The organism is Nakamurella sp. GG22, from assembly GCF_052976845.2.
Genome location: NZ_JBRIIO020000031.1, coordinates 1 through 13,386 on the forward strand (window position 1 = coordinate 1; position 13,386 = coordinate 13,386).

The 13,386-nt window shown below is 67.2% G+C and carries 12 protein-coding genes; 9 read left to right on the forward strand and 3 right to left on the reverse strand.

Features of this window, described 5'->3' with window-relative positions:
* Positions 1 to 7: 7 nt before the first annotated feature.
* Entirely contained in the window at positions 8 to 535 is a 528-nt protein-coding gene (locus ACVBEQ_RS23455; protein WP_447155816.1) for a hypothetical protein, read from the reverse strand.
* 296 nt (positions 536 to 831) lie between these two features.
* On the opposite strand from ACVBEQ_RS23455, the gene ACVBEQ_RS23460 reads away from it, so the two are divergent.
* The 4 genes from ACVBEQ_RS23460 to ACVBEQ_RS23475 all read left to right on the forward strand — a co-directional run bounded on the left by ACVBEQ_RS23460 (position 832) and on the right by ACVBEQ_RS23475 (position 4,935).
* Positions 832 to 2,166, forward strand: coding sequence for an alpha-amylase family glycosyl hydrolase (locus tag ACVBEQ_RS23460; RefSeq protein ID WP_447155861.1), 1,335 nt, complete (start codon positions 832 to 834; stop codon positions 2,164 to 2,166).
* Positions 2,167 to 2,319: 153 nt separating this feature from the next.
* Positions 2,320 to 3,402 (forward strand): L,D-transpeptidase, encoded by a 1,083-nt coding sequence (locus ACVBEQ_RS23465; RefSeq protein ID WP_447155817.1) that lies wholly within the window; start codon positions 2,320 to 2,322, stop codon positions 3,400 to 3,402.
* Between the two features lie 169 nt (positions 3,403 to 3,571).
* Positions 3,572 to 4,249 carry a DUF2461 domain-containing protein gene (locus tag ACVBEQ_RS23470; protein ID WP_447155818.1) on the forward strand — a complete coding sequence of 226 codons (678 nt, stop codon included), beginning with the start codon at positions 3,572 to 3,574 and terminating at the stop codon, positions 4,247 to 4,249.
* 56 nt (positions 4,250 to 4,305) lie between these two features.
* The gene (locus ACVBEQ_RS23475; RefSeq protein WP_447155819.1) at positions 4,306 to 4,935 is read left to right on the forward strand and encodes an FMN-binding negative transcriptional regulator; all 630 of its coding nucleotides are present in this window, start codon (positions 4,306 to 4,308) and stop codon (positions 4,933 to 4,935) included.
* 19 nt (positions 4,936 to 4,954) lie between these two features.
* On the opposite strand, the gene ACVBEQ_RS23480 is transcribed toward ACVBEQ_RS23475, so the two are convergent.
* Entirely contained in the window at positions 4,955 to 5,356 is a 402-nt protein-coding gene (locus ACVBEQ_RS23480; protein WP_447155820.1) for a nuclear transport factor 2 family protein, read from the reverse strand.
* A 79-nt stretch (positions 5,357 to 5,435) separates the two neighbouring features.
* On the opposite strand from ACVBEQ_RS23480, the gene ACVBEQ_RS23485 reads away from it, so the two are divergent.
* A complete protein-coding gene (locus tag ACVBEQ_RS23485) occupies positions 5,436 to 5,990 on the forward strand; it encodes a MarR family winged helix-turn-helix transcriptional regulator (RefSeq protein WP_447155821.1) in 555 nt (184 codons plus the stop codon).
* Complete coding sequence (locus ACVBEQ_RS23490; RefSeq protein WP_447155822.1) at positions 5,987 to 7,687, forward strand: RecQ family ATP-dependent DNA helicase; 1,701 nt, start codon at positions 5,987 to 5,989, stop codon at positions 7,685 to 7,687. The genes ACVBEQ_RS23485 and ACVBEQ_RS23490 overlap by 4 nt, the downstream gene beginning before the upstream one ends.
* A 15-nt stretch (positions 7,688 to 7,702) precedes the next feature.
* Here the strand turns inward: ACVBEQ_RS23490 and ACVBEQ_RS23495 are convergent, their stop codons facing one another.
* A complete protein-coding gene (locus tag ACVBEQ_RS23495; RefSeq protein WP_447155823.1) occupies positions 7,703 to 8,431 on the reverse strand; it encodes a TerD family protein in 729 nt (242 codons plus the stop codon).
* A gap of 468 nt (positions 8,432 to 8,899) precedes the next feature.
* On the opposite strand from ACVBEQ_RS23495, the gene ACVBEQ_RS23500 reads away from it, so the two are divergent.
* The 3 genes from ACVBEQ_RS23500 (at position 8,900) to ACVBEQ_RS23510 (ending at position 13,250) form a co-directional block, all read left to right on the forward strand.
* Complete coding sequence (locus ACVBEQ_RS23500; protein ID WP_447155862.1) at positions 8,900 to 10,363, forward strand: amino acid permease; 1,464 nt, start codon at positions 8,900 to 8,902, stop codon at positions 10,361 to 10,363.
* A gap of 70 nt (positions 10,364 to 10,433) precedes the next feature.
* The gene (locus ACVBEQ_RS23505; RefSeq protein WP_447155824.1) at positions 10,434 to 11,294 is read left to right on the forward strand and encodes a glutamate ABC transporter substrate-binding protein; all 861 of its coding nucleotides are present in this window, start codon (positions 10,434 to 10,436) and stop codon (positions 11,292 to 11,294) included.
* A gap of 72 nt (positions 11,295 to 11,366) precedes the next feature.
* On the forward strand, positions 11,367 to 13,250 hold the full coding sequence (locus ACVBEQ_RS23510) for a putative nucleotidyltransferase substrate binding domain-containing protein (protein WP_447155825.1): 1,884 nt from the start codon (positions 11,367 to 11,369) through the stop codon (positions 13,248 to 13,250).
* Positions 13,251 to 13,386 lie beyond the last annotated feature (136 nt).

Genomic DNA, 13,386 nt, shown 5'->3' on the forward strand with positions numbered 1-13,386 from the left:
CTCCGACTCAGCCCACGGTTGCCGAGTACCACGGACAAGCACGAATCGATACGAGACCCATCGTGTCGATGAGCCGGGCCCGGCCCGCTGCATCGTCACGGGAGAGCAGGGCTCCCTCCAGTGCGAGCGCGATGTGGTCGGCGGAAATCTGCGCCCAGCGCCGCAGCGCACGCTGATTGATGACGGTGGCGAAGCCGCCGGCGGCCACACCGGACACCAGCCTGCCGACCGTGTCCAGGCGAGGGGTGCGGGACCCGAGCGCCCACGCGGAGTGCTCTCGCAGGAAGGCCCGGTCGTCGGACAGCAGGTCGGAAAGGACCGCGGCCGCACCGTCGTCGAAGACGGCGCCGAGCGCGTGGACGGCCGCGATGGCGGTGACCTGGTCACTGTCGTCGGCGATGGCCGCGCTGAGGATCTTGACCGCGTGCGGCCCGCCGTCCAGCCGAGCGGCCTCGGTCAGACCGTCGGAGGCCCGGATCGCGTCGAGGATGAAAGGAGCGTCCTGCACCTTCGCCAGCGCGGCATGCAAAGCCATGGGGTCTCGTTTCGGTACGGGCGGGTGGTCCGGCTTGTTCAACGCACAGCCCGGTGAAACCGATACCCCGGCGCCGGAGGCGCCGAAGCGGACGCACCCGGCTGCGGGGATGCTTCCGGATGAGTACCGACAAATCGGGCCTGTCGGATGCGCGATCGAATCCGCGGCCGGCACGTGTTCGGTGGGGTCCGACCGGTGCCGGTACGCTCGGCGCGCCGGAGGATCGGCGGCACGGTCCGCCGTCCGGCGACACCGAGAGTTCGGTGGGAGCGGTTCTCGACGATGAGGCGGTGCGGGTGAGTTCCTGGTCTGAAACCGCCATCTGGTGGCAGGTGTACCCGCTCGGATTCGTCGGAGCGGAGAGCACCCCGCCGGAGGGAGCCGAGGTACACCACCGGCTGCCCAAGCTGATCGACTGGCTGGACTACGTCATCGAACTGGGCTGCAACGGACTCGCGCTGAACCCGATCTTCGCCTCGGAGACGCATGGCTACGACATCGTCGACCACTTCGCGGTCGACCCCCGCCTCGGTGATGACGGCGATGTGGACGCGCTGATCGCCGCCTGCCACGACAAGGGCGTCAGGGTGCTCTTCGACGGCGTGTTCAACCACGTCGGACGGAGCTTTCCCGGCTTTGTCGACGTGCTCGAACGGCGGGAGGACTCCGACAACGCCGACTGGTTCGACATCGACTGGGACGCCGACGGGCATGACGGATTCGGGTACCGGACCTTCGAGGGTCACGGCGGCCTGGTCGCGCTGAATCACGAGTCCAGCGCCGTGGAGGACTACGTGGTGGCGGTGATGGAGCACTGGTTGGCCCGCGGCGTCGACGGTTGGCGACTGGACGCGGCCTATGCCGTCCCGCTGCCGTTCTGGCGGAGGGTCACGGCGCGAGTGCGGGAACGGTTCCCCGAGGCATGGTTCGTCGGAGAGGTGATCCACGGCGACTTCCCGGAGTGGGTCACGGAGGGTGGGCTCGACTCGGTCACCCAGTACGAGCTCTGGAAATCCATCTGGAGCTCGCTGAACGACGGCAACTTCTACGAACTCGCGCACGCGGTCGAACGGCACATCGGCTTCTGCCGGACCTTCATTCCGTTCACCTTCGTCGGCAACCACGACGTCACCCGCATCGCCAGCAAGCTGACCGATGTCCGCACCCTCGGGCACGCGCTGGTGGTGCTGTTCACCCTCCCCGGCATCCCGTCGATCTACTACGGCGACGAACAGGGGTTCCGCGGCGTCAAGGAGGACAGGGAGGGCGGTGACGACGCGGTCCGGCCGGCCTTCCCGGCCGCACCCGACGACCTCGCCCCGGACGGCTGGCCGGTGTACCGGCTGCACCAAGCCCTGATCGGGCTGCGCCGCCGCGAATCATGGCTGACCACAGCAGATGTCGAGGTTCTGGAGCTGGCCAACGACCAGTTGTCCTATCGGTGTTCCGGTCCGGACGGGCAGTCCCTCGTGGTGCTGTTGAACATCGCCGACGAAACGCACACCTTCGATGTGGGCGGGCCGGTCGACGTGCTCCTGGACGACGACAACCCGTCCGCCGGCGAGCCGGAAGAGGCGTCCGGTGTGCCGGTGGCCGCCCACGGATGGGCGATCGTCCGCGTCGGTTCCTGACGCCGGTCCTTGCCGCACCGCCCCCCTCGCCAGTGGCGTGGTGTGGCTCACGTACTGCGGGACCAACGCCGACCCGCTCGGGGCGTCCACCAACGGTCACCTCTGCTTCGTCGAGGCTGTCCGGCTCTGTCGGCACCCAGGAGAGGCACTCGATTGCTGCACACCACCAGACCGTTCCGGGCCCTTGTCGCCGTCATGGCGGCCGCCGCCGTCGCCGGCAGCGCGGCGTGCACCGCCGGCCCGGTCGACGGTCAACCTGTGCAGGCGGCTGACGCGGCTCCGGTCGCTACCGTGACCGCCTCCCCCGCGCTGGGAACCGCCACGCTCTCGCCGGTGCAGCCGGTCACCATCTCCGTCGCCAAAGGCACCATCACCGCACTGACGGTGAAGAGCCCGGCGGGCGCCGAGGTCAAGGGCACCCTGTCGGCCGACAGGAAATCGTGGAAAGTCGCAGAGCCGCTGGGCTACGGCAAGACGTACACCGTCTCGGGCACCGCCACCGGGACCGATGGCAAGAAGGTGCCGATCGCAGGCAGCTACACGACTGTGACGCCGACCGACAAGATCACCAGCAAGATCTCACCCGGTGACGACGTGGTGGTCGGCGTCGCGGCACCGGTCATCGTCCGGTTCGGCTCCGAGCCCGCCGATAAGGCCGTGGTCGAGAAGCACGTCACCATCACCACCACGCCGAAGGTCGAGGGCGCCTGGGCCTGGATCACCCACGACGGCGACACGTGGCCGTCGCTGGACTGGCGGCCCAAGAGCTACTGGCCCGAGGGCACCACCGTGCACGTCGAGTCCGATCTGTACGGGGTGGATTTCGGCGGCGGGCAGTTCGGTGGCGACAAGGTCACCTCCGACTTCACCATCGGTCGCAATCAGGTCGTGCTCGCCGATGCGAACTCGCACACGATGGTGGTGCAGCAGGACGGCGTCACCGTCGCCACCTACGACGCCTCCTACGGCAGCGGCGACATCATCGGCGACCCCAACCGGGTCACCCGCTCGGGAGTCCACATCGTGATGGACAAGAAGGAAACCACCACGATGAGCAATCCCGCCTACGGCTATACCGACGTCACCGAGCACTGGGCGGTCCGGATCAGCGACAACGGCGAATTCATCCACCAGAACCAGGACACCGTCGCGGCGCAGGGCGTCGACAACGTCAGCCACGGCTGCATCAACCTGTCCGCGGCCGATGCGCAGGCATACTTCCAGACCGCCATCTAAGGCGATCCGGTCGAGGTGACGGGGACCAGCGTCGACCTGTCCCCCGCCGACGGCGACATCTACGACTGGGCCATTCCGTGGTCGGAGTGGACCACCCTCGCGGCGAACTGATCATCAACCGACTCCGGCGCGACAGGTCCGCACACCGCGCCTGGGTACGGTCATCCAGGTGACCGACGATCCGCCCGTTCCCCCGTTCGAAGGCTTTCCCACTGCCGGCATCGAGCTGTATCAGCAGCTGACGGTGAACAACTCACGGGAGTTCTGGGCCTCGCACCGCGACGTCTACGAGAAGGCCGTCCGCGGTCCGATGCTGGCGCTGACCTCCGAGTTGTCCGCGGAATTCGGGGAGTTCAAGGTGTTCAGGCCGAACCGTGACGTGCGGTTCAGCGCCGACAAGAGCCCGTACAAGACCAGCCAGGGCGCGGTGACCGAAGGCGAGGGCGGCGAGTTCTACTACGTCCAGATCAATGCCGACGGCCTGATGGCCGCGTCCGGGTACTACCAGATGGCGGTCGACCAGCTCGGCCGCTTCCGCCGGGCGGTCGACGCCGAACGGACCGGCGAGGATCTGGTCGCGCGGGTCGCACGGCTGGAGGGCAAGTACACGATCAGCGGTCGGGCGCTGACGACCGCGCCGCGGGGCTATCCGCGCGACCATCCCCGCATTCGCTTCCTCCAGCACAAGGGGCTCACAGCCGGCCGTGATTTCGGCGCCCCGACCTGGCTGTCGACGCGCCAGGCGAAGCGTCGCATCATCGACACCTGGCGCGCGGCAACCCCTCTCAACGAGTGGCTGAACGCCAACGTCGGGCCGTCCGTGCTGCCGCCGGACGAGCGTCGCTGAGCCCTGGGTCCCGCCGTGCGGCCCGACCTACCACGGCAGGGCCCATACTCGGGATCGTGTACGTCCCTCAGCACTTCGCTCCCGATGACGCCCAGGTCCGCCGGTTGCTCGAGAGCCAGCGGGCCGCCGACCTTGTCACCGCGACGACGGAGGGGCTGATGGCGACATTCCTGCCCCTGCTGTTCGACCCCGATCGCGGCGATCATGGCGCACTGCTCGGGCACGTCGCGCGGAACAACGACCAGTGGCGGACGCCGGCGCTGGGCGAGGCGATGGTGATCCTCCGCGGTCCTGGCGACGCCTACATCTCACCGTCCTGGTACGCCTCCAAGGCCGAGCACGGCCGGGTGGTCCCCACCTGGAACTACAGCACCGCACACGTCCACGGCCGACTGGTCATCCACGACGACGTCGACTGGCTGGAGTCGCTGGTCCGCCGGTTGACCGAGCGGCACGAAGCGGGCAGGGACGATCCGTGGTCGGTGGACGATGCACCGCCGAAATTCGTCGCCGGCCAGTTGCGCGCGATCGTCGGCGTGGAAGTCGTCATCAGTCGCGTCGAGGCGAAATTGAAACTCAGCCAGAACCGGCCACCGCTGGACGTGGACGGCGTGGTCGCGGGACTCGAAAGCGCCGGCGACCCGACGGGCGCCGCTGCGGTCCGCGACGCCCGTCACGACCACTAGGCGAGGTGGATCGGCCGACTCACTGGTCCAGCAACGTCCACATACGAGTGACGAGCCCGTTCTCGACCAGCGCAACATCCGTGCCGGTCACCATCGGCGGCTGCCCGGCAGTTGCGAGCTGCCACCTGGCCACTCCCAGCCCGGCGCTCTCCTGGATCGGCCCGCGCAGGGTGAACGTGAGCCTGGCGGAGCCCGCCAGCAAGGGGGCGATCTTTGCGGCGAACGCATCGAGCCCGGTGACGGTCCCCTCCGGGTCGGCGAAGACGATGTCCCGGCTGTAGGTGGAGGCCATCAGCACGTCCCGGCGCTCGGCGTCCGACGCGTTGAAGACCTCCGTGACACTGCGGGTGAGAATGTCGGTGATCGTCTCGGCCGCGCCGTCGGGCACGCTTTGCGGCAGGGGTTTCGGGGCATCGGTCACGATGGTTCTCCTCGGAGGTCGACCGACCGCGGCCCGGGAGTCGACACTGACGAGGCCGTCGGACAGAAAGTAACATGACATGTCACGTAACTCAGCCGGCCCGTCGAACATTCCCCTCACCGACGAACAGCAGGAAACCTGGTTCTCCTACATGCGGGTGATGCTGCGGTTGACCTACGAGATGAACCGGCAATTGCAGTCGGACAGCGATCTTTCGCTGTCCGACTACGACGTGCTCAACGCCCTGGCCGACTCCCCCGGCGGCAGGTTGCAGCTCACCGCCCTGGCCACCCGTATCGGATGGGAGCGCAGCCGGGTCAGTCATCACCTGCAGCGGATGGGCAAGCGCGGACTTGTCCAGCTCGTTCCTTCGACCGGGGACGGCCGAGCCACCGATGCCCTGCTGACCGACACCGGGCACGCTGCACTGATGGCAGCGACGCCGGGTCACGCCCAGTTGGTCAGGCGGATGTTCTTCGACGGCCTGGATCCGGCGTTGCTCCCTCCGCTGCGCGTCGCGCTCGAGCAGGTGCACGAGCAGGTGCTCAGTATCGGCACCCTGCCCCGGCCCACCCGGTTCCAGCATCGGCTGCCCGGGCTGAAGCCGGACGCGTCTGCTGGCCGGTCGTCATGACAGCTCCTTCTCCCGAAGCAGTGTCGGCGCTGGCGTTGAGCGCGTTCGGCTACGCCCAGCTCCGTTCGGTCCAGCGCCGTGCGCTCGAACCGGTGCTGGCCGGCCGGGACACCCTGGCGGTGCTCGCCACCGGGAGTGGCAAGAGCGCGGTCTACCAGCTCGCAGGTCTGCTCTCGGGTGGGCTGACGGTGGTCGTGTCCCCACTGGTCGCCCTACAGCGCGACCAGCTCCGCGGTCTGCAGGACCGACGGCTGCCGGACGGCCGGCTGGTGCGCGCGGCGCAGTTGAACGCGACGGTGCACGCGGTGGAGGCCCGGGAAGCGCGGGCCGCGGTCGCGGCGGGCGACCTGGACTTCCTGCTGTTGGGGCCGGAACAGCTCACCCGACCCGCCACCCGCGAGCTGTTGGCCGGATCCGGCCGGCCGTGCCGGCTGCTGGTGGTTGACGAGGCCCACCTGGTCAGCGAATGGGGCCTGGACTTCCGGCCCGACTACCTGCAGTTGGCCGATGCGCGAGACTTGCTGGGGATGCCGCAGGTCCTCGCTCTGACCGCGACGGCGTCCCCTCCGGTACAGACCGAGATCACCCGCCGGCTCCGGATGACCGACCCCGCAGTGGTTGTCGCTGGTTTCGACCGACCGAACATCAGCCTCGACGTTCACCCGGTGCACGGCGGTTCGGCGGCCGACCGCCGGCGCGCCGACGACGCGGTGGTGCGAGCGGTGCTCGCCGGGCCGACTCCCGCATTGGTCTACGCCGGCAGCCGCCGACACTGCGAACAACTCGCCGACCGGTTCCGGCACGACGTGCTGCGCGCCGCGCCGTATCACGCCGGCCTGCCGGTCGCGGAGCGCTCGGCCACTCAGGATGCGTTCCTGGGCGGCGAACTGGATGTGGTGGTGGCCACCAGCGCGTTCGGGCTCGGCATCGACAAGGCCGACGTCCGCAGCGTGGTGCACGCCAGCCCGCCCGGGAGCCTGGACGAGTACTACCAGGAGGTCGGACGCGCCGGCCGGGACAGGCAGCCGGCCAGGGCTGTGCTGGTGTTCAACGCGTCGGACCTGCGGCTGCCGCGCATGTTCGCCTCCGCTGCCCGGGTGAAGGACACCGACGTCGACGCGATTGTCGCCGAGTTGTGCCGCGCCGCGGGGCCAATGCCGTTGGCCGAACTCACCGGCATCGTGGGATGGGGCTCCCGCCGCACCGAGACCGTCGTGGAGCGACTGGTCGATGCAGGAGCCGCCACGCTGCACGACGGCGTCGTGACGCCGCAGCTGGACGACAGCGCGCAGGCCGCTCGCGCGAGCGTTCGGACGCACAGCGCGGAGGAAGCGAAACAGGCCGTCGCCGAGAGCCGCATCGACGCCGTCCGTTGGTACGCCGAGGCCCAGAGCTGCCGCCGCGCAGAGCTGCTCGCGTATTTCGGTGAGCACTACGACCCGCCGTGCGGCAACTGCGACAACGACCTCCGACCCCCGCCCTGGACGCCGCACGGCATTGCCCGCTCTGCCGAGGCACCGCTGCCTGATTCCGGGGTGGCCGCCGGAAGCCGCGTGCAACACGCCACCTGGGGCGAAGGCCTGGTGCTGTCCGCCGACCCCCACGAACTGGTCGTCGTCTTCGACACCGTCGGATACCGGCACCTCACGCCGGCCGCGGTCAGCGCCGGCCTGCTGCGCGTGCTGCCCGCGGAATGAGTGATGGGGCGGGACTCAGCGGCCCCGGCTCGAAAACGGTGAGGGCACAGCGGGGAACGGCGGCATCGGCGTCGGCAGCAGCGGAGGCGGCGGGGACTGCGGTGGCCGGGGCGGCCAGGCCGGTTGTTCTGGCGGTCTGACCGTGGGCTTGCCGGCCGCATCGCCGACGGCATTACCCACCGTGGCCCGTCCGTCGACCGGACCAACCTGCTGCGGCTCGTCGTCGATTCCGATCCCGAAGTCAGCGGCAAGACCACCGAGCCCGGATGCATAGCCCTGCCCGACGGCCCTGAACTTCCACCCACCCGCGCGCCGATAGAACTCACCGAAAACAAATGCGGTTTCCGTTGTGGCGTCCGTGATCTCGAAGACCGCGAGCGGTGAACCATCGTCGCCCAGCACCGTCAGAGCAAGGCCGGGGACGTCGCCGAACACTCCGCCGTCCGCCGAAGCGGCAATCAGCACGGAACCGATCGCGGGTTCCACAGCACCCAGATCGACCCGGATGACGTCGGTCATCGTCGACCCTGCAGCCGACTTCCCGCCGTGCGCGACGGCTCCCGACGAGTGCCGCGATTGGTTGTAGAAGATGAAGTCGTCGTCGCCGCGGACCCGTCCCTGCTCGGTGACCAGGAGCGCCGAGACGTCGACATCGGGTATTCCCGGACCGGCGGACCAGGTCAGCACGGCACGCACCGACGACACAGCCACCGGCACATTGGCGCCCTTGGTCATAGAAGTCATGCCGACCATGGTGCAGTCAAATACCCGAATGGGCCAATCGACCCTCCAACCCGGCAGCGGAGGACGTCCGTTCCGGGCAGCGTCGTCGGAGGTCACGGATTCATGTGCCAATATCTTCCATCGAACAAGGTTTGAGTTCAGCACCCGCGGATACACGTCGGCGGGACCAGTTGTCGCCTGCAATGGAACGTCTGGACCGACATTGTTTCGACGATATTGCGGCTTGTTGCGAAGGTATTGCACTCGCACCTCGTGAAGGCAGGTTGATGAGAGCGGCACTTCCCTCTGCAAACTATCTGACCCACAATGCACGTCTCGGGCCGGCTATCGGCCCACCGAACCCTCGCACCGGCCACCGAGCGATCGAAAGGCACCACCGTGACAACCACTGACAAGCAGGTCGCCCCACAGTCGCTGCACGCCGAACAGGTCGGCTACAAACAATCTCTGGGCCGCCGTCACGTCCAGATGATCGCGATCGGAGGCGCGATCGGCACCGGCCTTTTCCTGGGTTCCGCTTCCCGCCTGCACAGCACGGGCCCTGCCTTGCTGTTCAGTTACGCCTTTGTGGGCGTCATCGCCTACTTCCTCATGCGAGCGCTCGGCGAGCTCGTGCTGCACCGCCCGACCTCCGGAGCGTTCGTCTCCTACATGCGGGAGTTTTTCGGCGAAAAGGCCGCCTTCGTCACCGGCTGGTTGTACTGGCTCAATTGGGGACTGACGGGCATCGCCGAATTATCGGCCGTCGGTCTTTATGTCCAGTTCTGGTTTCCTTTGATGCCTACCTGGGCGACGGTGCTGATCGCGCTGGCCGTGGTGCTGACGATCAATTTGCTGTCAGCACGGGCGTTCGGCGAGTTCGAATTCTGGGCCTCGATCCTCAAGGTCGGCGCCATCGTGGCGTTCCTCATCGTCGGGACCGTGCTGGTGCTCGGCAAGATGGATGTCGGCGGCCATGAGGCGGGATTCCAGAACCTGTACAGCAATCCGGGAGGTTTCTGGCCGACCGGCGACGGCTACTTCTGGTACGGCCCGATCCTGGTCATGTCGGGGGTCGTGTTCGCCTACGCCGCCATCGAAATGGTCGGCGTCGCCGCCGGCGAGATGGAGGACTCAGAAACGGAGGTCCCCAAGGCCGTCAACGCGGTCATCTTCCGCATCGGCATCTTCTACTGCGGGTCCATCCTGCTGCTGGTCTCCATCCTGCCGACCACCGAATACACCGCCGGCACCAGTCCGTTCGTCACCGTGTTCGAGCGACTCGGGATGACCTGGATGAGTGCGGTGATCCAGGCAATCCTGATCGTGGCGGCGATGTCCAGCCTCAACTCCGGTCTGTATTCGACCGGACGGGTACTGCGCAGCCTGGGAATGTCGAAGCAGGCACCGAAGTTCACCCTCAAGATGAGCAGTTCGGGGGTGCCTTGGGCGGGCATCGTCATGACGTCGGTGGTCTTCATCTTCGGCGCCGTACTCAACTTCCTCGTCCCGGACGCATTCGAACTGGCCCTGGAGGCAGCGGCCATCGGTGTGGTGTTCACCTGGGGAACGATCTTCGCGTGCCAGCTTCGGCTGCGGAAGCTGGTGAACCTGGGCGTGATACCGAAGAGCAAGTTCCAGGCTCCCGGCCACCCGTGGACCAGCTGCATCGGACTGGCCTTCCTCGCCTTGGTGATCGTCGGCATCGCGGTCTCGGGATGGCAGGCTTCGCCCTACTTCTGGCACAAGACCGGTTTCATCGTGGTCGTCTTCGGCATCCCGGTGCTCGCCATCTGCCTGACGATCGGCTGGATGGCCGTCAGGAAGGAGGTCATCGCCAACACCGGTGGGCGGCCGAGGGCAGTCTGGTCCGACTCCGGCCCGACCTACGGGAATGACGTCAGCCCCGACGATCTCGATCCCGGTCACGGAGAGCAGGTCATACCCAGCTGATCCGTCAGGTGGTTCGACGGTTTAATCAGCCCTCCACAACGGTCCGTCATCATCTCGAGAAAGAAAAGACATGAACAACGTCGGGCGGCGTAAATTCACCGCAGCCGGTGCCACCGCGGTCGCCATTGTGCTGGCGATGACCGGGTGCGGATCGAGCAACGAGCGTCCCAATCCGAGCCCGTCAACGGTGTCCGGAGCCGCCAGTGGCGGCACACTCACGATCGGGATCGCCTTCGACCAACCGGGACTGTCATTCAAGGACGGCGACACCTATACCGGCTTCGACGTCGACACCGCGACGTACGTCGCTGCGGCGTTGGGTGTACCGGCGGAGAACATCACCTGGAAGGAGGCCAATGGGGACGATCGCCAGAACCTGCTGGTCTCCGGTGAGGCCGACCTGATCGTCTCGACGTTCTCCATCACCGACGATCGCAAGAAGGTGATCGATTTCGCCGGGCCGTATTTCGAGGCGCACCAGGACCTACTGGTGCGCCGCAACGAAACGGACATCACCAGTCCGGAAGAGCTGAACGGCCGTAAGCTCTGCTCCGTCACCGGCACGACATCGGCGGCCAACGTCAAGGAGAAGTACCAGGGCGAGATCCAGCTGACCGAATTCCCCACCTTCTCCGACTGCGTCACGGCACTTGCCAACAGCAAGGTCGACGCGGTGACCAGCGATGACGTCATTCTCGCCGGATTCGCGGCCGAGGAGCAGTATCGCGGCAAACTCAAGGTCGTCGGCAAGGGTTTCTCGGATGAGGTGTACGGAATCGGCGTCAAGAAGGGCGACACCAAGATGGTGGCCAAGGTCAACGCCGCCCTTCAGCAGTACATCGAAGACGGGTCGTGGGCCAAGTCGCTGGAGTCCACCGTCCGGCCCTCGGGATATTCGATTCCTGACCCGCCGACGCCGGGCACGGCATGAGGGAGTTCACCCCAACTCTGCGGGCGAAGGCCCGTTGCGGGACGATCGGGTGGTAACCCACGGGCCGAGGTGATGGTGAACGTTCGATGGGGGCCGGGCGGCGACGATGACGTTGCCGTTCTGGCCGACGTTCTGCTTCGGACCGCACCGTTCGACGGCTTGCCGAGCCCGGCACGACTGCACATGTGCCAGGCGGCGCGTTTCGAGCGGTTCGCGCCGGGCGAGATCATCCTCGATGCGTTCACCGCTGCCGCCACCGAGGTCTTCGTCGTGATCGCGGGGTCCGTGGACCTCTGGACCTCGTTGCAGGACAGCGACAGTGCGGCCGATGATCGGCTCGGACCCGGTGGGATCTTCGGCTTCTCCGCGATGCTGGTCAATCGGGCGGTCGGACCGCTGGCGATCGCAGCGTCACCTGTCACCGTTGCGGCGATCGCTGCGTCTGTCGTGGAACCCGCCTTCGAATCCCGCACCGGCGCGCAGTTCCTTGCCGAGCAGGTTGCGATCGCCAGGCAGCGGACCGTCATCTCGCGGTACAGCCTCATCGACGACCTCATCTTCAGCGAACCGTTGGCCGTCGACATCACCACCCCGGCCGACGAGGTGGCACGGCTGATGACCGAGCGCGGGTGCTCCTGCGCCGCCGTCCGACTGGCGAAGGGCCGGTTCGGGGCGGTCACCGACGCCCTGTTGCGTCGGCGGATCCTTGTCGAAGGGCTACCAGCCACGACGCCGGCCGGACTGGTCCTGGACGACTCCGTCCCGACGGCCGTTCTGGGCGACTCTGCCGCCGAGGCACTGATCTTGATGCTCGACCACAACGCCGATTTCCTGCTCGTCACCGACGGCGCAGGAACGCTCCGCGGTGTCGTGACTCCGCGCGACTTCACCGTTTCTCCGATGACGGGCGGGGTGTCGATCCACGAGCAGATTCGCCGGGCTTCGACGGTGCCGGAACTACAGGAAAGGATTCGCCGTGTCCCGTCGGTGCTCGATGACCTGCTGTCGCGGCAATTGGCGCCGGGCAAGGTCATCACGGTGTATTCGGCGATTGTGGACACCGTCGTCAGGCGCGCGCTCACCCTGGTCTTCCAGCAGCATCCGGAGCTGTCGGTCGACGCGTTCACCTGGCTGTCGTTGGGCAGCAACGGCCGGCGGGAAGCCACACCGAGTTCCGACATCGACTCAGCGGTGGCCTTCGACGATGCGGTCGACCCGGCTGAGATCGACAAATATCGACCGGTTTTCGGAGGAATCAAACGACTGCTCGCGGAAGCGGGTCTGACCGCCGACGACCATGGCGCGACCGCGGACAGGCCCGCGTTCGCACGGACGAACGCGTCGTGGCGCACGGCCGCCCAGGATTGGCTCAGGTATCCGGAAAAGAATCAGGGCGCCATCATGACCTCGCTCCTGGTGGACGGCCGGCCGATTCACGGTGACCCCGGGCTGCCCGCCGTCATGGAAGTCTTCCGGGACGTCCGCCGTCATCCCGGCACGATGCGATTGCTGATGCAGGAATCCCTGGCCATGCGCGCCAGATACCGTTCGGTGCGCGACATCTTCACCCGGCGCGACACTTTCGACATCAAGACACACGCGTTGCTGCCAATCGTCAACATCGCGCGCTGGGCCGCCCTGAGCGTGGGATCTGCAGCGCTCCCCACCCCCGAGCGGCTCAAGGCGGCCGCCGGCTCCGCCGTGCTGCCCGACGAGCAGGCGCACAATCTGATCGAGGCCTTCGACGTCGTCCAGCGGTTGCGGCTGCGCTACCAGATCGAGCAATACGAACGCTCCGAGAAGCCGTCGGACATGCTGCAGCGGGATCGCCTGTCGCCGATCGACCGGAGCATGCTCGCCCAGGCCGTGCACGAGGTCGCCTCCGTCCAACGCCGGATGGACAATGTCGCGGTGTACCTGCCGGCCGACTCCTGGTCCGAGCATCCCGACGCTTGATCGAATGGGCAGTCGCCGCCCGGACCCCGCGACCTGAGCAGCGCCCAAGCACGTATCCTCACTTCGGTCGTCCTTGCCACCCGTTGGCCTGCAGCTGGCACGCGGGAGGGCATTGATACCGTCTTGTACAGTGTTT

Bases quoted from the DNA above. Each gene is read 5' to 3' on its own strand.
- ACVBEQ_RS23455 (WP_447155816.1), bottom strand. From the start codon at position 535: ATGGCTTTGCATGCCGCGCTGGCGAAGGTGCAGGACGCTCCTTTCATC.
- ACVBEQ_RS23485 (WP_447155821.1), top strand. From the start codon at position 5,436: ATGTCACGTAACTCAGCCGGCCCGTCGAACATTCCCCTCACCGACGAA.
- ACVBEQ_RS23490 (WP_447155822.1), top strand. From the start codon at position 5,987: ATGACAGCTCCTTCTCCCGAAGCAGTGTCGGCGCTGGCGTTGAGCGCG.
- ACVBEQ_RS23495 (WP_447155823.1), bottom strand. From the start codon at position 8,431: ATGACTTCTATGACCAAGGGCGCCAATGTGCCGGTGGCTGTGTCGTCG.
- ACVBEQ_RS23500 (WP_447155862.1), top strand. From the start codon at position 8,900: ATGATCGCGATCGGAGGCGCGATCGGCACCGGCCTTTTCCTGGGTTCC.
- ACVBEQ_RS23505 (WP_447155824.1), top strand. From the start codon at position 10,434: ATGAACAACGTCGGGCGGCGTAAATTCACCGCAGCCGGTGCCACCGCG.
- ACVBEQ_RS23510 (WP_447155825.1), top strand. From the start codon at position 11,367: ATGGTGAACGTTCGATGGGGGCCGGGCGGCGACGATGACGTTGCCGTT.